The organism is Acinetobacter sp. YK3 (genome assembly GCF_001729365.1).
GTDB lineage: Bacteria > Pseudomonadota > Gammaproteobacteria > Pseudomonadales > Moraxellaceae > Acinetobacter > Acinetobacter vivianii.
This window is the reverse complement of record NZ_LZPJ01000088.1, coordinates 1-25457: the sequence shown is the minus strand read 5'-3', so window position 1 is coordinate 25457 and position 25457 is coordinate 1. Positions and strand designations below refer to the sequence as shown.

Here is a 25457-nt window from a genome sequence, read left to right as displayed (position 1 = left end):
TTAAAATAATAGTCAACGCCTATGTTAGGGAAAATTGCATCATCGGTCTCTCAGACCGTCTATCGACTGGGCGTTTGGTATAGCGGCTATCGGCTGATTATTGCCGTGAGCCTGCTGCTGATTTATTTATTGACTGCCGAGCAATTAAGCGCCAATTATATTTATCCAGCTTTATATTTTTATACCCTGATCGCGTATATCACACTAAATATCATTCAGCTTTTTATCTTACACTTAGTCCCTGTACAAGTGTCCAGACAGCTGATTATTATCTTCCTGATTGATGTCATCTGCTTGAGTTTAATCACATTTTCAGCCGGCGGGCCAAACCTGCAACTCAGCTTGCTGTATGTCATCATTATTTTCTCCTCAGCCATTTTATTAAATTCACAGCTATCGCTGATCATTACCCTATTTGCCGTCATCATGGTGGTATACCAGCGCTTTTTAGGTGATTTTTTTGATGCAATCAACTTAACTCATCTTGGCAATAGTGTTTTTCTGGCTTTTTTATTTTTTGTTGTGCATGCCATTGGCCGAATTGCAGTTCAACGTTTTAAAATTTTAGAAACCCTTACTTTCCATCAATCGATTGAAATTCATCAGCTGCAAAATATTAATCGTTATATTCTCGAGCAAATTGAAGACGGTTATTTAGTACTGGATGAAAGTAATCATATTGTCTTGACCAATCCAGCGGCCAATACATTATTGGGTATTTATCTACCTGTTTCTCTTGAAAAAACACCATTGATCAAATTGCAGCCTGATCTATTTGAACTGATTAAGTTTAGTGATTTAAAGGACGGCGAAGAGTTTAGTTTTGAATCGCAACAAAGCCCGTATACAGTTCATGTTCGAGTCAAACATTTGATTGTGCCCGAACAGGCACTGGTCTTGCTGATCTTGAAAGATGCACAAAAATTAACCCAGCAGGTACAGCAGCTCAAGCTGGCAGCATTAGGACAACTTTCTGCCAGTATTGCCCATGAAATTCGCAATCCATTGGCTGCAATTGTACAGGCCAATGAACTCCTAAAAGACAGTGATGCACATCAGCAAGAAATGCTGTCACGGATGATTAGCAAGCAAGCCAAACGCATTGACAGCATTGTTCAAGATACTTTGGCGATGGCTCGTAACAGACCAACAGAAGCACAACCCATCCAGCTCACCCCGTTCTTTGAAAGTTTATTAAATGAAGATCTGGCTGATGCAAAACAGATGATCCAGTTAAAACTAGCAGAACAGACTGTAATCGTATTTGATGAAAAACAATTGCGTCAGGTACTGATTAATCTGATCCGTAATGCGTTACGCCATAACGCAACAGACGCCCCTTTTATCGAAGTGGATGTGCATGAAAAAGAAGGTCGAATCTGCATTGATGTCATCGATTTTGGGATGGGTGTCTCAAAACGGGATATTTCTCAGTTATTCAAACCATTTTTTAGTACCGAAATTAAAGGAACTGGTTTAGGATTGTACTTGTCTCACACATTTTGTGAGGCGAATCATGCAAAGCTCACCTATATAGAGCGACAACAAGGAGCATGTTTCAGGATGGAATGCTCAAAATTCATAGATTAGATTAGGTTTTTCGGGGAAATGGCAACAAAACAACCACTCGTCTTGCTCGTAGACGATGAAGAGGACTTATGTCTTTTAATGCAGATGACGCTTGCGCGCATGGGCATCAAGACACATATCGCTTATCGTGTCGAACAGGCAAAAAAATTCTTTACTGAGTTCCAGTATGATGCATGCTTAACAGATTTAAACCTGCCAGATGGTAACGGTTTAGATCTGGTCAAACATGTAACCCAAAACTATCCCAACACGCCGATTGCCGTTCTAACGGCCTATGGCAACATGGACATTGCAATCGCAGCACTCAAAGCAGGTGCGTTTGATTTTGTCAGCAAACCCGTGAATCAAATGCACTTGGATCAGTTGATCCAGAAAGCTTTGAATCGACCACAACCTGAACAGGAAGCCGCTGAAACCGCTTTAGAGAATAAGCTTCTGATTGGACGTTCAGCACCAATCCAGCAACTTCGTATTGCGTTAAAGAAGATCGCGCGCTCACAGGCACCTGTCTTCATTACAGGTGAATCAGGCACAGGTAAAGAAGTGGTTGCCAATCTGGTACATCGTTTAAGTAACCGTAGCGAAGGGCCTTTTATTGCCATTAACTGTGGTGCAATTCCAACTGAATTGATGGAAAGCGAGTTATTTGGACACAAGAAAGGCAGCTTCACTGGTGCAACACAGGATAAGCAAGGCTTAATTCTTTCTGCGCACGGCGGTAGTTTATTTCTAGATGAAATTGCTGAATTGCCTTTAAATATGCAGGTCAAATTACTACGTGCTGTACAGGAAAAGAAAATTCGCCCTGTCGGTTCAGATCAGGAAATTGATGTCGATTTCCGTGTGATTAGTGCCAGCCATCAAGATCTTGAAATGCTGGTCCAACAAGGCCGCTTCCGACAAGATCTGTTCTTCCGTATTCATGTCATGGATCTGGTCTTGCCGCCATTACGTGAGCGCGGTCAGGATATTCTGCTATTGGCCAATCATTTTATTCAAAAGATTAGTCAGGAATGGGAAGTCTCGGTGAAGACTTTGTCTTCTCGTGCAGAGCAGTTCTTGTTGCAGCAATATTTCCCGGGAAATGTGCGTGAACTGCGCAATATCATCGAACGTGCAATGACACTAAGCGATGATGAATCGATTGATCTGGCCCATTTGCAAACGGCCCCATTACGCAGCTCGATTGCACATCCAACACCTTCATTTAACAATACGACCGCAGAAGAAGTGGAAACCCCACAACATTCTGCTAGCCCAACAATGAGTTCGAAAAAGCTTCCACCTGAAGGCTTAGAACGCTATTTAGAAAATATCGAAAAAGAAATTCTTCTAAATGCGCTGAATCTGACGCATTGGAATCGCACTTTAGCGGCGAAAAAGTTAGGAATGACCTTCCGTTCTTTACGCTATCGCCTGAAAAAATTTGGTTTAGATACCGAAGATGATGAATAATCTTTAAAAATAAAGCTCCTTAAAAAAGGAGCTTTATTTTTTAGTATCGGCTTTTTAACACCAGATCAGTGACATGTTCAAGATAAGTATCTTCTTTCATTTCAGGCGCTAAAGGCGAAATCTGATTCGGCTGAATCCCTTGCCCCTCAATCATGTTGCCATTAGGTGTGTAGTAATGCGACACCGTCATTTGCAAGGCAGCGCCGCTCGGTAAAGGAAACAGTTTCTGCACCACGCCTTTACCATAACTATTTTCACCCACAACCCAAGCTCGCTTATGTTCTTTCAAGGCAGCGGTAAAAACCTCAGCAGCCGAGGCTGAGCGTTTATTAATTAAAATACCCAGTTTCAGGTTTTGAAATTCAAAAGAAGGTAAAGCCTGAAATTGTTGATCGCCTTCCGAACGGCTTTTCGTAGTCACAATCAGTCCCTGATTCAGGAACAAATCCGCTGACTCAACTGCAGCAGACAATAGACCACCAGGATTATTACGTAAATCGAGAACAACAGCCTTAAGCTTGGCTGAACTATATTCTTCGATCAAACGCTTAATTTCATTGGCAGTGTCTTGCTGGAAAACTCTAATTTTAAGTACAAGTACCTGATTATGCATTAAAACAGGTTCAATATCGGTTTCTACTTTCTTGTTTCTGACCAGAATGGTGGTACTGTTATTATTCTCTGGCTGGATCTGTACGGTACTGCCAATTGAACCATACAGCAGGCCTTGCACCTGATCTTTGTTGAGATTTTTTAATTCCTGATTGTCCACTTTAACAATGGCTTGTCCATTACGTAAACCCAGCTTACTTGAGTCAGAACCCGCTTTTAAGTCCTGAATCTGCCAAGATTTAGAATGCGCATCATAATTTAAATTAAAATCGACAGAGGCTAGATCCCCTTCGGTATATTGAATCAGTTGACGATATTCTTCTGCCGAGAGATAACGAGAATAACGGTCTAAACCACTGACCAACCCTTTGATTGACTGTTGAAATAATGCATCGTCCGACTTCTTATCGACATAGTTATCTTTAACAATACCGTAGATTTGGACAAATTGTTGAATCGATTCAATCGGGACTTCAGCTGTGGGAGGCGCATCTTCCGTCCATCCCGATGAATGCGTAATCGGTGCCGCATAAATACTATGCCCCCAACACATCAACAAACTTGCACATAAGGCTCGGTAAATGTTGTTGTGCTGGGTCATTGCTTCACCTTATTTTAAAGTAATTAAGTTCTTACCCTGCATTTCTGGCGGTACAGGAATGTGCATTAAATGCAGTAATGTTGGTGCCACATCAGCCAATACACCACCTTCCGCAATCGTTGCCTGAGTTGGGCCAACATAAATAAATGGCACCAATTCAGTGGTGTGCTGGGTATGAACCTGTCCACTGTCATAGTCTTGCATTTGCTCTACATTACCATGATCCGCAGTAATTAACATGTGTCCTTTGCTTGCCATCACGGCATCGTAAACACGTCCCAAACAGGTATCCACCGTTTCAACCGCTTTTACCGCCGCATCAAACACACCCGTATGCCCGACCATATCACCATTGGCATAGTTCACCACCAACAGGTCAAACTCACCTGAATTAATGGCATTCACCAACTCATCGGTCACTTCATAAGCGCTCATTTCAGGCTTTAAGTCATAAGTCGCAACATTCGGTGATGGAATCAAGATACGCTTTTCACCAGGATATTCATCTTCACGACCACCGCTGAAGAAGAAAGTCACATGCGCATATTTCTCAGTTTCAGCAATACGCAATTGGGTTTTGCCCAAATCAGACAGATATTCACCAATCGAGTTTTTAAGGCCTTCTGGCATATACGCAACGGGTGCATCAATGCTGGCCTGATAGCGCGTCAACATGACAAATTTAGATAAATTCGGCACCACTTTACGTTCAAAACCAGCAAAATCTTTTTCCACAAAAGCGCGGGTAATTTCGCGAGCACGATCGGCACGGAAGTTCATGAAAACAATGCTATCGCCATCTTGAACTTTGACAGCGTCACCAATACGTGTTGCTTTCACAAACTCGTCATTTTCATTGGCTGCATAGGCTTGCTCTAAACCTTCAACTGCTGAATTGGCGACACGTACGGCTTCGCCTTCCGTCATTAAACGATACGCTTGTTCAACGCGATCCCAACGATTGTCACGATCCATCGCGAAATAACGGCCAATCATCGACACAATACGACCTTGATTTGGATATTGTGCAAATAAGGCATCCAGTTTTTCTAATGAAGGTTGAGCACTACGTGGCGGTGTATCACGTCCATCAAGGAAAGCATGTAAATACACTTTTGCACCGCGTTTTAACGCCAGTTCGCACATTGCGACAATGTGATCTTCATGCGAGTGAACACCGCCTTCTGATAACAAGCCCATCACGTGCACGGCGCCATTCGCTGCTTTAGCTTTTTCAACCGCATCCACTAGAACTTCATGCTCAAAAAAAGCACCCGTACGAATGTCTTTGGTAATACGAGTGAAGTCCTGATACAACACACGACCTGCACCCAGATTCATATGCCCAACTTCAGAGTTGCCCATTTGACCATCAGGCAGGCCCACATCTTCACCTGAGCCAGAAATTAAACTATTCGGATGCTTTGCTTTCATTGCCGTGAGGTTGGGTGTTTTTGCTGCCAGAAAGGCATTGTCATCAACTGCTTCACGATGTCCTACGCCATCCATGATTACGAGAACGTGAGGAATTTTGCCAGCATTTGCATCCGTCATAATGGACTCTCTATTTGTCGATCATTTGATCGGTATATTTTACCGAAGTTTAAGGTATTTCTCTATGACCTCACTCATGGCTTTCATCAATACCGATGATAGAGCCCATGAATGAAAGATCCATTATCTTGCACGATAGAGTAGGTAACTTCCCACCATAAATATGAGAACTACAGGCATCAGCACAAACCATGCTGGAGATGGTGCATAGACCAAACTTGCATAGCCGAGGAAATCTTGTAAGTAGAAGAAGCCAAGTCCCGTAAATAAGGCAATCACCAGACGGAAGCCCATCGACTGTTGACGTAGTGGGCCAAAAATGAACGAGCAGGCAATTAAAACCAGCGTAATCAAGGCAAACGGCGAGGTCACTTTTTGCCAGAACGCCAGTTCATAAGTTTTCGGTACCTGACTATATTCATCCATATAGCGCATGAAACTAATCAACTGGCTGGGTGATAAATCTTCAGGATCTAAAGTCACCATATGCACATATTTCGGCTGTAATGCCAAGCCCAATGCCTGTTGATCATGATCGGTTTTAATGGCATTACCTTGTGCCAATAAATCAACCTGATGTGACTGCTCTAAAGTCCATTGACCATCTTTAACAAACTGGCCCTTTTCAGCATTCACAAAAGACTGCAAACGGTAGTCCTGATCAAAATCAATTGACTGGATATTACGTAACTGGCCTTTTGAGTTGGCGTAATCAATATAAATAAAACGCTGCCCTTCACGGGTCCAGTAGCCTTTGACTTCACCCAACGCCGCCACACTACGTTGCTTCTTAATACTTTGTGCCTGTTCGTTGGTATAAGGAATCACCCATTCACTCAGAACAAAAGACAATACAATCAATAACAGGGCCGAACGCATCACCCAGCCGACGATTCGCCATAAGCTAATCCCGACAGAACGCATTACGATCAATTCACTGTTTGATGCCAATGCCCCAAGCCCCAGTACGGAACCAATCAAGGCTGCAACAGGAAGGATTTCATATAGATAATGCGGTGCACCCCACATCACATACAAGAAAGCTTGCCACGCATTATAGTCGGGCTTGAGCGAGCCTAATTCACCTAAGTAGGTAAACAGAACCTGCAAGAAAGATAACACCAGCGTAGTTCCCAGCATGGCTAGGATCGTGGTTTTTGTCACATGTTTGGCGACTATTCGACGTGCTAACATCACAACCCCACTCGCTGAATACTTCTCTTGAATTTTGGTGCCAGTTTTTGTTTACGCGCAAAAACTGCTGCGGCAATGGCATAAACAAGAAGAACCACTGGATAAGCCCAAATATCAAGCTCTTCCTTACTGATTCGGGTCTTAATCGCAATCAATAATACGATCAAGCTGGCAAAGATAAAGATCGCGGGAATCAAACGATAGTAACGACCTTGACGCGGACTCACCTCAGACAATGCGACCGCCAGCATTAAAGCCACGATAATCACAAATGGGCCAAACACACGCCAGCCCAGTTCACTACGCACGACAGGATCATCACGTTTTTCCCATAACTTGGACATGGATAATGCTTCAACATCACCACTCTCAAATTTTACGTCTTTATCATTTTCTAAACGTAAGCGATAAGACTGGAATTCCGCCTGCGTGTAACGTGGTTGATTTGGATAAATCTCGTAACGACGGCCTTGGACGAGATCCACTACATTGGCAGTATCATTGGCAACTTCAACTCGTGTTGCTTCTTTTGCCAGAATCATGACATCCGGTTTATCGGGTTGATTGCCTTTCTGATAGAAGAAAATATCTTTTAAGTTCTTACGGTCTTCTGAAAGCGAGCCTGCATAAATAGTGTAAGGCCCCGAAGAAATAAACTCTTTCGGACGCACCAGATCAAATCCAGTCCGCACCGCTTGGGTACTGGTTAATTTTTCAAACTCACGTAAGCCCCACGGCCCCATCCAGACCATTAAACAAGTCTGTACCACCAGATACACCACGGTCATTGGCAACAATAAACGGGCCAACTGATTCCGACTGACGCCACTGCCATTTAAAACTGCCATTTCATGGTCGACATACAGACGCCCGAATACCAGCATTAATGCAATAAAGAAACCCAAAGGGAGAATCAACGTTAAAAATTCAGGTAAGCGATAGCCGATAATGCTAAATAAGATACCAGCATCCAAACGACCTTGAGCTGCTACGCCAAAATACTTGATCAAACGACCACCCATCATGATCATGGTTAATAAACCAATGACGACGAGAGATGTCGAAACCACCTGTTTGACGAGATAACGCCGAATAATCAAAGTAATACTTCCAAAAGACCAATCGAAGGTAACGCTAGTTTACCCGAATGTTAAAAATATAAAACCTATCGCTTGTTGCGGATTGCAACCTCATATCTGAAAGTGTTTAATGGACTTATCTTTCTTTTTTGCTCATTAGGTTCTATACAAACAATGAAATTTACACTTCAAAACGCATTCCCAGCTCAGGCGTCTAGCGAATCTTTGTGGATTTTGGTTGATTCAGAACAATTACAACAGAACTTAAATACTTATCAAATCAACCATCTAGATGACGTCCTTAACGCAACCCAATACAAAGCAGGTTTTAACGATAACTTGGCCTTGCTTGCCAATGTCTCTGTTCAAGCCAACACACAATTATTAGGGCTTGGAAAAAGTGACGAGCTAAAAGCGACAAAATTAGCAAAACTCGCACAAAGCATTATCAAATCATCACAAAATAAATTTAAACAAATTAGTATTGATCTTTCAGCTCTACCTGCTGATTTACACGCACTATTTGTCTTGAGCCTCACGCAAGCGGCTTATGGCTATGACGAGTTTAAGTCGAAAAAGAATGAGTTCGTGCTAGAAACCATTCACCTGATTGCCAGCCAGACCACGTTAGATGAAGCACAGTTAAAGCTGATTCATGCGGTTCAGTCGGGTCAAAACTTTGCGCGTGATCTGGGTAACCGTCCTGGAAATATATGTTTCCCTGAATATCTTGCAGATCAGGCGCTTGCGCTTGCTAAACAATATCCAGACTTACTGAAAGTCACTGTACTGGATGAGCAGCAAATGGCTGATTTGGGCATGTATGCCTTCCTTGCCGTGAGCAAAGGTTCGGATCGTCCGGGTCGTATTGTTACCCTTGAATACAATGCCCAAATTGACCAAGCGCCTGTCGTACTGGTGGGTAAAGGTGTGACTTTTGATACTGGCGGTATTTCATTAAAACCAGGCTTAGGCATGGATGAAATGAAATTTGATATGTGCGGCGCAGCTTCAGTTCTTGGAACCATTCAAGCACTCTGTGAAGCACAATTGCCAATTCATGTGGTGGGTGCAATTGCCGCAGCAGAAAATATGCCATCTGCTCATGCGACGCGTCCTGGTGACATCGTAACGACCATGAGCGGGCAAACTGTAGAAATTCTGAATACTGATGCAGAAGGTCGTCTAGTCCTGTGTGATACCTTGACCTATATCAAACGTTTTAACCCTGCCCTTGTGATTGATATTGCAACACTTACAGGTGCATGTGTGGTTGCACTGGGTAAAGTGGTCAGTGGTTTATTCACACCAGATGACGAACTTGCACAAGACTTGCAACAAGCAGGTGAACAGTCACTTGACCGTGTATGGCGCATGCCCGTGATGGAAGAGTATCAAGAATTACTCGATTCACCTTTTGCCGATATTGCCAATATTGGTGGCCCATACGGCGGCGCAATCACAGCGGCTTGCTTCCTCGAACGTTTCACTCGCGACTACCGTTGGGCGCATCTTGATGTGGCAGGTACGGCGTGGTTATCTGGCGCCACTAAAGGTGCTACGGGTCGTCCAGTGCCATTATTGATGCAATTCTTGGCTAATCGTGTTCAAACGAATGGCTAAAATCAGTTTTTATCTCTTTGAAAACAGTCAGGAACGGCAAGTCGAAAGTGCTTGCCGTTTGTGTCGCAAGATTCTGAATCAGCATCCCCACATCTGGTGGTACTGTGCTGATCCAGACTTGCAAAATGAACTGGATGAGCTGCTCTGGAGCTTCGATCCAAAAAGTTTCATTGCGCATGGGATTGACCAGCCGCATAGTCCAGTGTGTATTTCAAAAGATTTACCACCATCCAATGATTGGATCGTGTTTAATTTTAACAATCATGCACTTGAACAAACTCAAGATTTTCGCCACATTATCGAAATTATTGAAAATAATGAAACTGCGAAACAGATTGGGCGGGAAAAATTTAAAATGTATCGACGTTTGGGCATAGAACCTCGTACATTTAAATTATAAATTGGCAATAAAAAACATCATTTTAGGAGTGTCTTGTGGCATTAAATGTAGGTCAGGATTTTAAAAAACGTTGGTTAAATGCACCTGAGGCGGTTCGTCAGACCTATCAGGAAGATTTATCACGTATCTGTGATCTGTTATTACCACAAACCTCAATTCAAACGTGGACACAGAATGAGGAGAACGCTCAACAGCGTTCTCAACAGCGCATTGATCAAGCCTATGCAGATTTAAAAGCAGAATTGCTAGAACAGGCACGTATTCGCAAACAACTGGCGCTCGAAAAAGCACTGGAAGAAAAACGTGCAGCTGAAGCCGCTTATGCCGCACAACTGCAAGCAGATGAAGCGCGTCAGTTTGAACAACAAACCGAGAATTTACTTGCGCTACGTGGTCATATCGATCAGGAAATTGCGCAACAGACCGAGCGCTACCAGACTAACCCAGAACAGCCAAGTATTGATTATGCACGCGGTCAGCGCATCGCCATTGATGATCAGCAGATTCTGTCTGAGCTGGAAAGTGTCCGTGTCCGACTTGAACTTGAAGCCGAAGGCCTGATTGAGCAAGCAGTTACAGTATTCCGTGCCAAGCTGCATGCACTGGCACAAGATGAAATTGAATATATTTTGAAGAACAGTGAGTTCTCGGACGAGAAATAATAAAAAAGCCCAGTTTAAACTGGGCTTTTTTATACTTTATCTTTTATTTTAAGAAACCGTTTTCAGCTAAAAAAGCCATGCTGATATTCGATTCAGTTTTCTGCTCAGCCGCCTTATCACCCAGCAATAAACGCTCGATATAACGTGCCAATACATCAACTTCTAAATTCACTTTGCTTCCCACCTGCCAAGTGCCAATATTGGTACGTTCAGCGGTATGCGGAATCAAATTCAGACTCAGAATATTGCCACGTAAATGGTTAATGGTGAGGCTAATGCCATCGACCGTAACAGAACCTTTTTCAGCCAGATATTTTGCCAGCTCAACCGGAGCAGTCACTTCAAAATATAAAGAGCGTGCGTCTTCGCGAACCAGCGTAATCTCACCCAGCCCATCAACGTGACCACTAACAATGTGTCCACCAAAACGTGTGGTCGGCAACATTGCTTTTTCAACATTCACCGCCTGTCCGACTTTCCATTGCCCGAGCGTAGTACGGTTCAAGCTTTCACGGGAAACATCTGCTGCATACCAGTTCTCGCCCCACTCAATCACAGTCAGGCAAATCCCATTGGTGGCAATCGAATCACCCAAATGTACATCAGACATGTCCAAATCAGTCTGGATACGTAGACGAACATCACCGCCTACACTTTGTAGGCTCTCAACCTTACCTAAACTTTCAATAATGCCTGTAAACATGGGAGTTTCAACCTATCTTTATTGCAGTGTCTGCCACAGTGAATCAGATACCTTAAAGCAAAGAACCCGAGATAACAAGGCATCCCCAAAGCAAATAAAAAGGGCGATCATCTGACCACCCTCTTTCTATACATGATTGAATCATGCATTTATTGCATTTCAGAGACTTGCTGTTCTGCTGTATCTTTGGTTGCAACCTGATTCTTGATCAGGAAATGGCTAAAGAATAATTTATAGCCCAGCACACCTAAGCATGCACCTACGATCGGTGCAATGATGGGTACGATGAAATAAGGAATATCACGGCCACCGGTAAAAGCAACTGGTCCCCAGCCTGAGAAATAAGCCACGATTTTCGGGCCAAAATCACGTGCAGGATTCATGGCAAAGCCAGTCAATGGGCCAAAAGAAGCACCAATCACGGCAACCAGCAAACCGACCAGAATCGGTGCCAAAGCACCACGTGGCAAACCATTGCTGTCATCACCAATTGCCATAATCAGCCACAGCAATAACATGGTAATAAACATCTCGACCATGAAAGCCTGACCCAGCGACAATAGATGATGCGGATAAGTTGAGAAAATTCCCGCCAGCTCCAGACTTTCTACACTGCCACGAACCATGTGATGCGTCTGTTCATAATCTACAAATAAATTGCTATATAGCCCATATACCAGCAGTGCACCTGTCGCAGCACCTGCGACTTGGGCAATGATATAGAACGGGACTTTACGCTTATCAAAACCAGCAAATAAAGCCAAAGCGATGGTCACGGCAGGATTGAGATGTGCCCCAGAAATACCAGCAGACAAATAGACAGCCAATGCAACTGCCAAGCCCCATACAATGCTGATTTCCCACAGACCTAAACTTGCTCCTGCAAGCTTAAGTGCAGCCACCACACCAATACCAAATGATAAAAAAATTGCGGTAGCAAAAAATTCGGCTACACATTGCCCCAATAAGGTGGGTTCCGAGCGACTCATAACAACCTCTCTTGGTCATCGCTGCAAATAGGCAAGACCCTAAATTAAGCTCGGCAAACTATATTTATTTTTGAAACTGGTCAATATTGTTTGGTAAATTTTTAAACGATTGATCAAAAGATTTTTCTCTAAAATCGGTGCGTAAAACAACTAAAATGGATATAAAAATAGAATTCAAGTAATTGTTTTTATTTAGTTTTTTTAATTTTCATTATTTTTAATAGCAGATTTAACCAAACTGACCAACACCATAGAAACGACTAAAAAATGCAAGATATTTACTATAAAAACAGGTACTTATCACATAAACCGATTTTATTTATCTAATTATCCGATTTAACAAAGAAACTGAATACAAAAACACCACTTTTTAAAAGTGGTGTCCTGTTTTACCAAAGTGCCAGTTGGGTGCTATTCCCTGTAGTATCAACCCCGCCCAGTTCAGCGAAGTGATACAACTGCCCTAACAACTGCCGTAACGGCGGTCCAGATTTAGCGTGCGTATCGGTAATCACAATAAATTCCAGTACACGTGCCCGCTCGGATTGACGCTGTTTACTCACCCGATAACGCGGTACATCTTGGGTCAATAAAGTGACTTTACCGCGCTTTAAATTGGCGGTCAGTAAGTCTTTGGGCTCGATATTTCCATCGGTCGAGTAACTAGTCAAAATGTAACGTGCATTGATGGTTTCCAATAACTTTTCATACGCCTCTTTGGCATATTTAGAAGAGTTATAAGGACTTGGACGTTCTTTACGCCAAGCACGATCAATACCGCTTTTAAAACCTTTGGTATCAGGTGAAGGTAAATCGACTTGATCCCATAAGGTCAACGCATTGAGAACGTGATAATTACTGCTATACGCATGTTGATTATACGGCGGATCCAGATATGCCACATCCACTTCAAAACCACTCATCTGATTGGCAAGATGCTGGGCATCGACACACCACATTTCTGCCGCAGGACGTTTAGGATCACCGATCTCACAGAAACGGCTAGGTGTCAGCCATAATAATGATTCAATCCGTTCCAGTGCCGTTTGGGTACGCCCACCCCAGCCCTGATGGAAACTTTTGAAAACGCCACTGGTATTACTAACAAAACTGGCTGAATACAGTAATGGTGCCAATAAAGCACTCATTTCTACATCATTAATTGCACCCTGTGCCTGCCAAGTTGCAATCTGCTGACGAATCGCATCAATACGCATACCGTTACGGCGTTTGAAGAACAGGCGGTCACGTGCAGGATCATACACATCATCATTGCGCGGACATAGATTATGCGTGACCCAACCTTTGACTTCAGGCAAACGGTTCAGATAATCAATGGCTTTTTGATAGCCACCCAATTCTTTAAATGCAGGTGCATCAACACAAGCCAAAATCGCATGATTCAGCGCATGGCTATACGGCTCCCAGTCATTGGCAATCACACGATAGCCATTTTGACGGGCTAAACGAGAAACCACCCCACTGCCTGCAAAAAAATCCGCAAAAATCGGTGGATTCTTTTTCTTGCTATTCAGCGTTCCTGTAATCTCAAGCGCTTCTAAAATCAAATGTAGAAGTCGACGCTTATTCCCAAGATAAGGAACTAACTGATGAAAAAGATATTCGTCAGTCGTACGGGCCGCATGACGACGTTTGTGATAAACCGATGGTTCTGGATTCATATCAACTCTTGGATAGGGAGCAATCTCAGGCGAATGTCTTGCCCAAGTTGGGTTACATCGACCAACTCAAATCGTCGTTGTTCTGCCATTTTACTAAATTCAGCATTGAACATAGCGCGGGCAGATTGACCAAGTAAAGTTGGTGCAACATAACTAATCATTTCATCAACCAAACCTTGCTGTAAAAAGGCGGTGGATAAAGTTGCACCTGCCTCAACCAATACATCATAAATTTGATACTGTTGAGATAAGGTCTGCAATAATTGATTTAAAGGTTGCGGCGTCAATTGTATCACGCCTAAATCGGCAAGTTCTTGACGAAATGGTGTCATCACCATCACTGTTTCAGGATTTTGTAACATCTTGGCTGACAATGGCAGTTGCCCTTGGCGATCTAACACGATTCGTTTCGGCTGTACCACCGTTGATACATCAACATCAGTCAAAGCACGAACATTTAACTCGCAATCATCTGCCAGCACGGTTTGGATACCTGTGATCACGGCGCCTGATATTGCACGCCAATGTTGGACATCCTGACGTGCTTCAGTCCCGGTAATCCACTTGGACTCACCCGAAGCCATTGCAGTACGCCCATCAAGACTCGAGGCCACTTTTAAACGGACATAAGGTAAACCGGTCGACATGGCTTTTAAAAAGCCAAAGTTGAGCGTTTTTGCCTCATCGACACAAATGCCTGTTTCAACTTCAATGCCTGCATTTTGCAAGATCTGAACGCCCTTGCCAGCCACTAACGGATTGGGATCGGAGCATGCCACCACAACTTTTTTGACCTGTGCTTTCACCAATGCTTCGGCACAGGGCGGCGTTCGACCATAATGGGCACACGGTTCCAATGTCACATAAGCGGTTGCATCTTTGGCATGGTCACCCGCCTGACGCAGGGCAAATACCTCTGCATGCGGCTGACCAGCTTTAGGGTGATAACCTTCCCCGATCAGTTGTCCATCTTTGACAATGACACAACCCACATTAGGATTTGGTTTCGTCGAATATTGTCCAAGTCGCGCCAGTTCAATGGCACGTTGCATCCAGTACTGCTGTTCGGATAAATGATCTTGGGTTAACTCAGACATGATTTCTCTAATTTAGTTGTCATTTTCGCGTTGTTGCATTTGTTCAATTTGATGACGAAAAGCATCGACATCCTGAAAATCCTGATACACAGAAGCAAATCGTACATATGCCACATGATCGAGCGCAAAAAGCGCCTGCATAACGATTTCACCAATCGTTCTGGACTTCACATCCCGCTCACCCAAACGGCGAATATGCGACTGGATATCGCTGAGTACGGTTTCAATCTGTTCTTGGGTCACAGGACGTTTCTGTAAAGCATGCATCAATGAGCGACGTAATTTTGCTTCATCAAATGGCTCATTTTTACCATCCGATTTGATAACACGTGGCATCACCACATCATAGCTTTCAAATGTTGTAAAACGCTCACCACAAATGACACACTCACGACGACGACGAATCTGGCACCCTTCGGCGGCCAAACGGGAGTCGATAACTTTACTATCAGCAGCGTTACAAAATGGACAATGCATAGTTGCGCGATTATTTAATCTCTTTGCCTAAGTGTAGCAAAGTTTCTTCAATTGCAGAACCAGCACCCTACAGGCATAAAAAAACAGCCCCATGAGGCTGTTTTTAAATCACATCTTGTCTGTGTTATTCAATACGTTCGCCATGTTGACTCAAGTCAAGACCCATACGCTCATCATCAGCGCTAACACGGATCCCAATCACCAGATCAATCACTTTAAGGATAATGAAGGTCACGATTGCACTGTAAGCGATGGTTGCTAACACACCCTCGATTTGCACCCACAATTGACCTGCAAAAGTTGGTGCGAGTGCAACGTTCGCTGCTTTGATGATTTCATCGCTATAGAAGATGCCCGTAAGAATCGCACCAACAATACCACCCACCGCATGTAGACCAAATGCATCCAAGGCATCATCCGCTTTAAGCAGGCGTTTCAATGCTGTAATTCCCCAGAAACACACCACGCCACCGATAAGACCCATAATCAATGCGCCACCTACACCAACGAAACCAGCAGCAGGTGTAATCACAACCAAACCAGCAACAGCACCTGATGCGCCACCCAGTACGGAAGCTTTACCACGAATCACACGTTCAACAATCAGCCAAGAGAATGCAGCAGCTGCGGCAGCAACTTGTGTTACTAGAATCGCCATACCTGCACGTGCACCAGCGCCTAAAGCACTACCACCGTTAAAGCCAAACCAGCCTACCCAGATCAAGCTTGCACCAATGACGGTTAAGGTCAGGTTATGTGGTGCCATAGACTCACGGCCTAGACCAGTACGTTTGCCTAACATATACGCTGCAACTAGACCCGCGACACCCGCATTGATATGGACAACAGTACCACCCGCGAAATCTAACGCGCCTGCTTTAAATAACCAGCCATCTGCTGCCCAAACCCAGTGTGTAATCGGCGCATAAACCAAGATCACCCAAACTGCGATAAAGGCCATAAATGCAGAATACTTCATACGGTCAGCAATTGAACCACTGATAATTGCAACCGTAATGATGGCAAAAGTCATTTGGAAAATAACGAATAGACTTTCAGGAATGGTGCCTGTCAAGGCATCAAAGGCAACGCCATTCAGCATGGCTTTCGCGAGATCACCAACATAAGCACCTGAACCAGAGAACGCCAGAGAATAACCTACTGTTACCCAGATCAAACTTACAAGAATTGCCGCTGAAAGGCTGAACATCATGGTACTCAGTACGTTTTTCTTACGAACCATACCACCATAGAATAAAGCTAAGCCCGGAATCGTCATCAACAGCACCAACGCAGTTGAAACAAGAACCCATGCTGTATCACCTGTATCGATCGTTGCTTCCGCAGCAGGTGCTGGTGTTGCTTCCACAGGAGCTGGCGCTTCTGCTGCAACAATTTCTGTTGAGGCAGTTGTAGTGTCAACTGCTACAGCGTGTTCAGTAACAGGCGTTGAAGCAGCATCTTCTGCCCAAACCACCGCTGAACCACCTAAGAGTGCGCCAGATAGACTGAGCGCCATAAGCATTTTTTTCATTCGTGTCCCCCAACCTGATTTCGCGAGCTATTGCTATATTTAATAGCTCAGCAAAGTTTGTGCCAACTTAGACAGCATCTGGCCCAGTCTCGCCCGTACGGATACGGATCACTTGCTCTAAATTGGTCACAAAAATTTTGCCATCACCAATTTTGCCTGTGCTTGCGACACGAGTAATCGACTCAATGACGGCATCAACCATTTCATCGCTAATTGCAATTTCAATCTTTACTTTTGGTAAGAAATCAACCACATACTCTGCACCACGGTACAATTCTGTGTGACCTTTTTGACGTCCGAAACCTTTGACTTCAGTTACGGTAATCCCTTGAACACCAATCTCAGAAAGTGCTTCACGCACATCATCCAATTTGAATGGTTTTACAATTGCAGTTACAAGCTTCATGTTTGTTTTCCTTCGGCTTATTTTCACCAGTAAGGTTTTATGTTCAATTTTCATGCCAATATTTAAAGGTTGGGGGTTTTTAAATATCGGACATAAGCTTTCTTTATAACCTATTTAGCCTTGAAGATGTAGATAGTCCATCGAAAATAAGTATCATTTGCTCCTGTTTCACTGGATTTATAAGTCACTCCTCGTTCTGGCCTTAACTGTGCTAGAGGATTGACACAAGCAGTGATACACTGAGCAGCAAATATACATAACTTATTGAGTACTTTATGATTGAAACTCTTTTACAAGCGATTTTGCAGCAAGTTGACCAGCCGAAAAAAGATTTAGAAAAAAATCTGCGTGCTTTATTAAACGAGAGTATCGAAAAACTGGATTTAGTTTCAAAACAAGAACTTGACCGCCAAAGAACAGCGCTTGAGTTAGCCAACCAACGTTTGACTGAACTTCAGCAACAAATGAAAACACTTGAAGAAGTGATTCAGAACAAAAAATAAGCACCAACTTGGTGCATTTCGCACCTCAGAATGATTAAAAATAAAGCACCACAATGGAACAATAACAAGATGTCTTTTGCCAAGATATATACGAGAGGGCTATTGGGGTTACATGCTCCTCAGATTGAAGTTGAAGTCCACATTAGTTCAGGCCTTCCTTCTTTAACAATTGTTGGCTTAGCTGAAGCCGCTGTACGTGAAAGTAAAGATCGTGTGCGTTCTGCCATCATCAATAGCGGTTTTCAGTTTCCAACCAAACGCTTAACCATCAATTTAGCACCAGCCGATTTACCCAAAGATGGTTCTCGACTGGACTTACCGATTGCCTTGGGGATTCTGATTGCTTCTGGACAATTACCAGAACACAGTACAGAAGGCTTTGAATTTATAGGGGAACTGGCGCTTGATGGACACTTACGTCCTGTTTCTGGGGCATTAACCATCGCAATGGCCTGCCAACAAGCCAAACATCGCCTTCTACTGCCCACTGAAAATTTGGATGAAGCAAGCCAGCTTCCCGATTTTGAAGTCTATGCAGCGCAGCATTTACAAGAAGTTTGTGCACATTTTTTGGGCAATGCCCAGCTGGCAGCTGCACCACAACGACCAAACTCAGCCGCATCTGCCTATCAATTTGATCTTGCCGATGTCAAAGGTCAATTACGTCCACGCCGAGCGCTAGAAATTGCCGCTGCGGGCGGACATTCGTTATTATTTAAAGGCCCACCTGGCACAGGTAAAACCTTATTGGCTTCTCGCCTGCCTTCGATTTTACCGCCGCTCAATGCGCAGGAAAATCTAGAAGTCGCCAGTATTTATTCGGTAGCCAACGCACCGCACAGTTTTGGCCAGCGTCCATTTAGAGCCCCACATCATACCGCTTCAGCAATTGCGTTGGTTGGTGGCGGCTCTCAACCCAAGCCTGGTGAAATCACTTTGGCTCATTTAGGCGTTCTCTTTCTGGATGAATTGCCAGAATTTGATCGCAAGGTACTGGAAGTATTACGTCAACCTTTAGAGTCCAAAGAAATTGTGATTTCTCGTGCCGCACGACAAATGACCTTTCCTGCAAATTTCCAGTTTATTGCCGCAATGAACCCTTGCCCATGTGGTTATGCCTTTAATCAGGACAGCCGTTGCCAATGTTCCCCTGAAAGTATTCAACGCTACCAAAATCGTATCTCAGGCCCATTGCTGGATCGTATTGATTTACATATTGATGTACCGCCGTTACAGGCTCAGGAACTACAAGATCGTACGCCAACCGAGAATTCTGCCAGCGTGCGGCAACGTGTGATCACTGCCTACGAAAAACAGATCCAAAGACAGCAGTGCTTAAATCAAGCTTTATCACCGAAGTTATTAGAACAGCATGTTATGCTAGATGACAGTTCGACAAAAATTATTGAGATGGCCCAGCAACGTCTTAACTTGTCTGCACGCGCCTACCATCGTGTATTGCGTGTTGCGCGCACGATTGCCGATTTAGCAGAAAGTGATCTGATCTCAAGTAGTCATTTAACCGAAGCACTATCCTATCGCGGCAACCAAACCTAAAATTTTTATCGAGATTTTTCAACAAAAGAATCCGTCGTAGTACGGATTCTTTTATTAACCAAGATTTTAAAAAAATATATAAAAATAATGTCTTAACTGTATTTATCGAACATGCAATTTAAAGGTCGGCACAATTCAATTGAGTTTCATAAGGCAACAAGTTATGTTGAAAACAGACACCGTTCATTTGTGTTTATACAGTTTTTGATTTCAAAAATAGAAGAATGCTCATTTTTATGGGCAAAAAAATAAACGATATAAGCTGAATTCATCATGAATAAGCTGGATAAATATTCCGAACAAATGACCTAACACTTTCAGCCGAATCAACTTTCCCAAAGGTTGGCGATTATGACCTATGACACCGCACTACTCATGTTAGGATTTTTTGCGTTCTGTGGTGGCCTGATTGATGCCGCAGTAGGTGGTGGCGGTTTAGTTCAAATACCTGCGCTATTACATGCTTTGCCACAGCACAGTATTACCACTGTTTTAGGTACCAATAAATTAGCCGTGTGGGCAGGTACCGTTTCCTCTATTTTTAGATATGTGAATAAAATTAAATTTGTCTGGAAGTTACTCATCCCGACCATGCTTTCAGCATTCATGTTTGCCTTTATTGGTGCCATGACAGTTGCGCATATTCCCAAGCAATTCATGACCTATCTTGTTTTCTTTTTGCTCATCTTGATGGCGATTTATACCTTTCTAAAGAAGGACTTAGGTGCACATAGCACTTATGTCAAATGTGGGCATAAAGAAATTGTTCTGGGGATCTTTTTTGGTGGTTTGATTGGATTCTATGATGGTGTGTTTGGGCCAGGTAGCGGAAGCTTTCTGCTGTTCTTATTTGTAAAAGTGTTTGGCTTTGATTTTCTCAACGCATCTGCATCAGCCAAAATTGTGAATATTGGTACTTTTAGCTCTGCACTTTTATTCTTTATCCCTACAGGTCATGTGCTGTGGGAAATCGGCTTAATGATTGCCGTCTGTAATGTCATAGGTGCTCTAGTCGGCGTATTTCTGGCACTACGATATGGTAGTCAGTTTATCCGGATATTTTTTCTGTTCCTTTTAGTCTTTCTGATTATCAGAATGGGATTATCTATATTCTGAATCCATCGCAAGATATGATTAGATTTAAACGACTTCCCTCAAGCAAATATCTTTCAATATAAAAAAGCCAGCAATAGAGCTGGCTTTTTGTTTATCCAACGAAGCTTAGAATGCTTTGGTCAAGGTAAATACTGCGCCTGTTTCTGTGCCACGTTTATACGGTTGGAAATCTGCATCAATATTGGTTCCTACAGCAGCAAGTTCAGCCGTTAAACCAGATACTGATTTCACGCTATACGTCACACCGACTTTCCAGTCGACATAATTATCGTCTTCGCCACCTGTATCACTAAAGTCATAGTTATCCACTTTGGTGTAACCGACACTTGCTACGCCACCAAAGCCAGTATCTGCAAACGGAATGTTATAGGTTGCGTTCACATACCAGCCATTCTCATCTGTACCAGCAAAGTCATTGGTATAGTTCAAACTACCTAATAGGCTATCACCTGATGCCAATACATTTTTAAAGCCTAGTTTTGCGTAAAGTTCTAACCAGTTCAGGTCAGATGCACTTGGATAACCGTAGTACCATAAACCGACATCTAAAGTCGGCTTACCTGCAAATGGTAACTCAGTCGCATAGCCCACATAAGGATCTAGCTCAAGATGAGGATCAGCCCCACCAAAGTTAACGTTTGAACCCCATACCCCAGCATAAAGACCTGATGAATGTGTTAATGCAAAACCACCTTGTACCGCAGGATCAGATTGAGTTTGTGTAATACCACGATAACGATAATCAGTCGTTAACGCAGCCGTTCCTGAAAAACTCAGGCCGTATTGAGATAATGTATTTGTTTCTTCTGCCATCGCAAAAGTTGAAGTCACTGCACAAATACTCAACGCGATTGCTTTACATGCAAATTTCATCATCTTGATCTCCCCCATGATGGATATTCGACTGATTTAAATTTTAAATTGCATCGCAAAGTAATTAGCAATTGCTGTGCCAACTTCAGCTAAACCATATTTCATCGTGGTCTTAATGAGTAAATTCGCCTTACTCAAATTTTTAATAGTTCTGAATTAAGGCCGATCTAGCATCCTTATTTTTTTTTGAGCGATTTAGACGCACCAACCCATTCAAGATTATTTTTTGCACAAAAAAGAGGCATTTTGTCAGGGTCGAGAAAGTGTAAAATGCTTTCAAATTAAGCTTAAATCAGCAGAAAACAGAAATGTTCCATAAAAGTGCACGGCAAAAAAACTTAAAATGCGCTTAAAAAATATTCTTTTTAGGACAATCCCTTTCGTCATTCGTCGGGATGTTCTTTTTGCAGCAAACAATTGAACACTTTTCACACAAAGAAAAAATAAATATTTAAAATAAAAGAAAAAATACCTCAATAAATCACATAGTTTTATTCGAATAAAACAAAAAACAACCTGGTTATTTTATATCCAAAATAAACAACATTATGACTAATAATCAAACACTTGATCTTAAAATGTATACTTTTTAAACGAGAAACAAATCATAAAATTTTATAAGTATTTTATTTAAAAATAATTAAAAAATTTTAATAAAAATCTATCTTTTTTATGCATAACTTATACAATTGATCAAAATTTCGGTTTTATCCCAAATTTATTATTTTTAATGAGGCGAGCTATGCCAAAGGCAAAGAAACTTACTTTAGCGGTTTTGATTAATGCCGCGTTAATTACCTCAACATATGCAAGCGAACAAAGCGAAGCAAAAGGACTTGTTGAAGATGCCAAAGGGGATATTTTATTCCGTACAGGTTATTTAAATCGTGACAAAAAGAATGGTGTCGAAGACACTAGCTCATATGCTCAGACGGCAATGGTGAAACTGGAAACTGGTTTTACTCAAGGTTTAGTTGGCTTTGGCGCTGGTGTGATCGGCGATGGCTCTTTTAAATTAGGCTCAAACAATAATGCTGGTAACGGCATGATCCCACGCGAACGCTTAAATGGTGTAGATGGTAAAGGTGACACATATGATCACTGGGCACGTGGCGGCGGTTTTGTAAAAGCACGTATTTCGAATACGACTGTAACCTATGGTACACAAGTTCTCGATATTCCTGTTTTAGCAAGTAATACAGCGCGTTTAGTACCTGAATATTTTGAAGGTGTATTGGCAACTAGCCGTGAAATTGATGGCTTAGAGTTAACTGCCGGTAAATTCACTAAAGATCAGTACTCTGACCAAATCAATACTGATGGCCGCAAACTTGATCGTGCTGTCGTTTGGGGCGCAAAATACAAATTTGATGACAACTTAAATGCGGCGTACTTTGGCTTGGATAGCAAAGATAAGCTAGATCGTCATTATATCAATGTGAACTATAAGCAGCCGTTAGATAAAGACAGTGGTCTGACGTATGACTTAAGTGCTTACCACACTAAATGGGATGAAAAGGCAAGTACGTATTCAAGTACAACTGACGACCTGTCTAATCGTAAAAATACCATTTGGGCACTTTCTACGACTTATAACACAGGTCCACATAGCGTGATGCTGGCTTACCAACAAAATAATGGTAATACAGGTTATGACTATGGCGAAAACGCTGATGGCGCTCAAAGTATCTATTTGCCAAACTCTTACCTATCTGACTTTATTGGTAACAGCGAAAAATCTGCACAGTTGCAATATAACGTCGACTTTGGTGGCTATGGCGTACCAGGCTTAAGCTGGACCACCGCCTATGTCTATGGTTGGGATATCAAAGTCAAGAATTTGACTGATAATGCACATGAACGTGAATTCTTTAACCAAGTGAAATACACGGTTCAATCTGGTTTTGCCAAAGATGCGAGCTTACGTTTACGTCACTCGTATTACCGTGCAAGTGATGAATATCAAACAAATGCCTACATTGGCGATACCAACGAATGGCGTATCTGGCTTGATATTCCTGTGAAATTATTCTAATTCACAGCTGATCAAGCAATAAAAAACTCCATTCAAATGAATGGAGTTTTTTTATGACCAGATTTTAAATTTTTTAAAATCTGGTCGAGCATCTCAAAGTTACTTTTTAGCCGCTTCGATTGCTTTAAGTACTTCAGCTTTCGCAACATCAGCACCTTCCCAACCACTGATTTTTACCCATTTACCAGGCTCTAAATCTTTATAGTGTGCAAAGAAGTGCTCAACTTGGCTGATCAATAATGGCGGAAGATCCGTATATTCTTGAACATCTTTATAAAGTGGAGATAGTTTTTCGTGTGGAACAGCGATCAGTTTCGCATCAATACCACCATCATCTTCCATTTTTAATTTGCCCACTGGACGGCAACGAATCACAGAACCAGCAGCAACAGGATGTGGAGTTACAACAAGTACGTCTAATGGATCACCATCTTCAGACAATGTATTTGGAACATAGCCATAGTTTGCTGGGTAGAACATTGCTGTACCCATGAAACGGTCTACAAATAACGCATCTGAATCTTTGTCGATTTCGTATTTGATTGGGGCTGCATTTGCAGGAATTTCGATAATGACATAGATGTCATTTGGTGCGTCTTTACCCGCAGGAATATTGCTATAACTCATATCAACACTCGTTTATATTGTGAAGTAGATGTAAATCGGACAGATTATAACGTGAATACAGCGAAAATGATGCTAGATATGTAGCGAGCTGGCGAATTTTATAGCCAGCTGTCATCAGGTCATTTTGACCGTAATCACGAACAGTAAAATTGGACAAAGTAGAGAGAAAAACCAGATGATAGAACGTAACGTGGCGAGATTGGCCAGATAGCAGATGCCATAAATGACGCGAAATACGATATAAGCCCAGCCCAAAGTCAAAATGAAATACTCTGGCACCACCATATACTCTGCCATCAACATCGCAGCAATAAACAAAGGTAAGCTCTCAAAACTGTTTTGTTGCACAGCATTTGCCCGTGCAGATAGTCCCGTTGTTTTGGCTAAAAAGTCACGAGGATTCTGATTATCTTTTGCTTGAAAACCACCTTTTGATTTTGCAATCAAGGTAAATACATAAGGCAACAAACATGCGACTATAATAATCAATATAATGCCGCTAATACCTTGCATGCTGACATCCATCATTTGAAGTTCTTCTGATCATGCTATCATAACTTATAATTTATTGAACTTTCATGTGTGCTTGTTCAACAAGCGTTTCTTTTACACACATTGTTTGTGTAAAAGTTGTGTTTTTTCATACTGTTTTAAGGTCAACCTATGCCGCAACCAGATCAAAAAGAAATGTTTGAGGTGCTTGCTCAACAACGCCAGCATCAAATTTTAGTTGATCGAGTACTTAAAGTTGTACTCCCGATCATGGCATTTCTACTCAGTGTGATTTGTGCAAATCTAAACTGGCAATCGACACTTGGTACTTTTGTGATTCTGACAGTGGCCTTTTATGCAGTCGGTATTTATCGCCTGACACTCTGGCACTGGCTGACCGCCATTGTGCTCTATGCAGTTGCCGATAATTATTTTAGTTTTAATGGCATTGATCCGACACGATTACGTTTCCAGCTCGCGACCATGGTCGTTTTTGTGGGCATCGTTGGTATTGGTCGACCTTATATTGACCGCTGGTTAATGAAATCAAAAGGTTCAAAATGAACCCAATAAAAAAACGCCGCAATTGCGGCGTT

General features: G+C 42.5%; 24 protein-coding genes. 10 read left to right on the top strand and 14 right to left on the bottom strand.

The window, feature by feature from the left end:
- The first annotated feature begins 21 nt into the window (after nucleotides 1–21).
- Complete coding sequence (locus A9Z07_RS09275; protein WP_069578117.1) at nucleotides 22–1590, top strand: sensor histidine kinase; 1569 nt, start codon at nucleotides 22–24, stop codon at nucleotides 1588–1590.
- 18 nt (nucleotides 1591–1608) lie between these two features.
- A complete protein-coding gene (locus A9Z07_RS09270) occupies nucleotides 1609–3045 on the top strand; it encodes a sigma-54-dependent transcriptional regulator (RefSeq protein ID WP_069578115.1) in 1437 nt (478 codons plus the stop codon).
- Nucleotides 3046–3085: 40 nt separating this feature from the next.
- Here the strand turns inward: A9Z07_RS09270 and A9Z07_RS09265 are convergent, their stop codons facing one another.
- The 4 genes from A9Z07_RS09265 to lptF all read right to left on the bottom strand — a co-directional run bounded on the left by A9Z07_RS09265 (nucleotide 3086) and on the right by lptF (nucleotide 8106).
- On the bottom strand, nucleotides 3086–4258 hold the full coding sequence (locus A9Z07_RS09265) for a S41 family peptidase (protein WP_047431852.1): 1173 nt from the start codon (nucleotides 4256–4258) through the stop codon (nucleotides 3086–3088).
- A gap of 9 nt (nucleotides 4259–4267) precedes the next feature.
- Nucleotides 4268–5812, bottom strand: coding sequence for a 2,3-bisphosphoglycerate-independent phosphoglycerate mutase (gene gpmI, locus A9Z07_RS09260; RefSeq protein WP_069578113.1), 1545 nt, complete (start codon nucleotides 5810–5812; stop codon nucleotides 4268–4270).
- Nucleotides 5813–5935: 123 nt separating this feature from the next.
- The gene (gene lptG, locus A9Z07_RS09255; protein WP_004773956.1) at nucleotides 5936–7006 is read right to left on the bottom strand and encodes an LPS export ABC transporter permease LptG; all 1071 of its coding nucleotides are present in this window, start codon (nucleotides 7004–7006) and stop codon (nucleotides 5936–5938) included.
- A complete protein-coding gene (gene lptF, locus A9Z07_RS09250; protein ID WP_004773955.1) occupies nucleotides 7006–8106 on the bottom strand; it encodes an LPS export ABC transporter permease LptF in 1101 nt (366 codons plus the stop codon). The genes lptG and lptF overlap by 1 nt, the downstream gene beginning before the upstream one ends.
- 153 nt (nucleotides 8107–8259) lie before the next feature.
- Between lptF and A9Z07_RS09245 the strand changes: the two genes are divergently transcribed.
- From A9Z07_RS09245 to A9Z07_RS09235, 3 genes are read left to right on the top strand one after another with little or no spacing between them, the layout of a single operon-like run.
- The gene (locus tag A9Z07_RS09245; RefSeq protein ID WP_069578111.1) at nucleotides 8260–9708 is read left to right on the top strand and encodes a leucyl aminopeptidase; all 1449 of its coding nucleotides are present in this window, start codon (nucleotides 8260–8262) and stop codon (nucleotides 9706–9708) included.
- The gene (locus A9Z07_RS09240) at nucleotides 9701–10108 is read left to right on the top strand and encodes a DNA polymerase III subunit chi (RefSeq protein ID WP_004773953.1); all 408 of its coding nucleotides are present in this window, start codon (nucleotides 9701–9703) and stop codon (nucleotides 10106–10108) included. The genes A9Z07_RS09245 and A9Z07_RS09240 overlap by 8 nt, the downstream gene beginning before the upstream one ends.
- A gap of 35 nt (nucleotides 10109–10143) precedes the next feature.
- Nucleotides 10144–10770: a hypothetical protein gene (locus tag A9Z07_RS09235; RefSeq protein ID WP_069578109.1), complete on the top strand. Its 627-nt coding sequence runs from the start codon at nucleotides 10144–10146 to the stop codon at nucleotides 10768–10770.
- 43 nt (nucleotides 10771–10813) lie between these two features.
- On the opposite strand, the gene A9Z07_RS09230 is transcribed toward A9Z07_RS09235, so the two are convergent.
- The 7 genes from A9Z07_RS09230 to glnK all read right to left on the bottom strand — a co-directional run bounded on the left by A9Z07_RS09230 (nucleotide 10814) and on the right by glnK (nucleotide 17658).
- Complete coding sequence (locus tag A9Z07_RS09230) at nucleotides 10814–11473, bottom strand: riboflavin synthase (protein ID WP_004773951.1); 660 nt, start codon at nucleotides 11471–11473, stop codon at nucleotides 10814–10816.
- Nucleotides 11474–11622: 149 nt separating this feature from the next.
- Nucleotides 11623–12462: an MIP/aquaporin family protein gene (locus tag A9Z07_RS09225; protein WP_004773950.1), complete on the bottom strand. Its 840-nt coding sequence runs from the start codon at nucleotides 12460–12462 to the stop codon at nucleotides 11623–11625.
- 389 nt (nucleotides 12463–12851) lie between these two features.
- Entirely contained in the window at nucleotides 12852–14144 is a 1293-nt protein-coding gene (locus A9Z07_RS09220; protein WP_004773949.1) for a DNA adenine methylase, read from the bottom strand.
- Complete coding sequence (gene ribD / locus A9Z07_RS09215; protein WP_069578108.1) at nucleotides 14141–15241, bottom strand: bifunctional diaminohydroxyphosphoribosylaminopyrimidine deaminase/5-amino-6-(5-phosphoribosylamino)uracil reductase RibD; 1101 nt, start codon at nucleotides 15239–15241, stop codon at nucleotides 14141–14143. The genes A9Z07_RS09220 and ribD overlap by 4 nt, the downstream gene beginning before the upstream one ends.
- 12 nt (nucleotides 15242–15253) lie before the next feature.
- Nucleotides 15254–15718, bottom strand: a complete 465-nt coding sequence (nrdR, locus tag A9Z07_RS09210; RefSeq protein WP_004773947.1) for a transcriptional regulator NrdR — start codon at nucleotides 15716–15718, stop codon at nucleotides 15254–15256.
- 124 nt (nucleotides 15719–15842) lie between these two features.
- Nucleotides 15843–17252: an ammonium transporter gene (locus tag A9Z07_RS09205; protein WP_069578106.1), complete on the bottom strand. Its 1410-nt coding sequence runs from the start codon at nucleotides 17250–17252 to the stop codon at nucleotides 15843–15845.
- A 67-nt stretch (nucleotides 17253–17319) separates the two neighbouring features.
- Nucleotides 17320–17658, bottom strand: coding sequence for a P-II family nitrogen regulator (gene glnK / locus A9Z07_RS09200; RefSeq protein ID WP_004656379.1), 339 nt, complete (start codon nucleotides 17656–17658; stop codon nucleotides 17320–17322).
- Between the two features lie 275 nt (nucleotides 17659–17933).
- On the opposite strand from glnK, the gene A9Z07_RS09195 reads away from it, so the two are divergent.
- The 3 genes from A9Z07_RS09195 to A9Z07_RS09185 all read left to right on the top strand — a co-directional run bounded on the left by A9Z07_RS09195 (nucleotide 17934) and on the right by A9Z07_RS09185 (nucleotide 20834).
- The gene (locus A9Z07_RS09195) at nucleotides 17934–18161 is read left to right on the top strand and encodes an accessory factor UbiK family protein (protein ID WP_004773944.1); all 228 of its coding nucleotides are present in this window, start codon (nucleotides 17934–17936) and stop codon (nucleotides 18159–18161) included.
- A 69-nt stretch (nucleotides 18162–18230) separates the two neighbouring features.
- Nucleotides 18231–19718 carry a YifB family Mg chelatase-like AAA ATPase gene (locus tag A9Z07_RS09190; RefSeq protein ID WP_069578104.1) on the top strand — a complete coding sequence of 496 codons (1488 nt, stop codon included), beginning with the start codon at nucleotides 18231–18233 and terminating at the stop codon, nucleotides 19716–19718.
- A gap of 351 nt (nucleotides 19719–20069) precedes the next feature.
- Complete coding sequence (locus A9Z07_RS09185; protein ID WP_069578102.1) at nucleotides 20070–20834, top strand: sulfite exporter TauE/SafE family protein; 765 nt, start codon at nucleotides 20070–20072, stop codon at nucleotides 20832–20834.
- Nucleotides 20835–20939: 105 nt separating this feature from the next.
- Here A9Z07_RS09185 and A9Z07_RS09180 read toward each other — a convergent pair whose 3' ends face one another.
- Nucleotides 20940–21710, bottom strand: a complete 771-nt coding sequence (locus A9Z07_RS09180; RefSeq protein ID WP_004773937.1) for a TorF family putative porin — start codon at nucleotides 21708–21710, stop codon at nucleotides 20940–20942.
- 739 nt (nucleotides 21711–22449) lie between these two features.
- Here A9Z07_RS09180 and A9Z07_RS09175 point away from each other — a divergent pair.
- Nucleotides 22450–23742, top strand: a complete 1293-nt coding sequence (locus A9Z07_RS09175) for an OprD family outer membrane porin (RefSeq protein WP_005255607.1) — start codon at nucleotides 22450–22452, stop codon at nucleotides 23740–23742.
- Between the two features lie 99 nt (nucleotides 23743–23841).
- On the opposite strand, the gene ppa is transcribed toward A9Z07_RS09175, so the two are convergent.
- The gene (gene ppa / locus A9Z07_RS09170) at nucleotides 23842–24369 is read right to left on the bottom strand and encodes an inorganic diphosphatase (protein ID WP_004656389.1); all 528 of its coding nucleotides are present in this window, start codon (nucleotides 24367–24369) and stop codon (nucleotides 23842–23844) included.
- Nucleotides 24370–24483: 114 nt separating this feature from the next.
- Nucleotides 24484–24882, bottom strand: coding sequence for an MAPEG family protein (locus A9Z07_RS09165; protein WP_004773934.1), 399 nt, complete (start codon nucleotides 24880–24882; stop codon nucleotides 24484–24486).
- A gap of 150 nt (nucleotides 24883–25032) precedes the next feature.
- On the opposite strand from A9Z07_RS09165, the gene A9Z07_RS09160 reads away from it, so the two are divergent.
- A complete protein-coding gene (locus tag A9Z07_RS09160; protein WP_047431828.1) occupies nucleotides 25033–25425 on the top strand; it encodes a hypothetical protein in 393 nt (130 codons plus the stop codon).
- Nucleotides 25426–25457 lie beyond the last annotated feature (32 nt).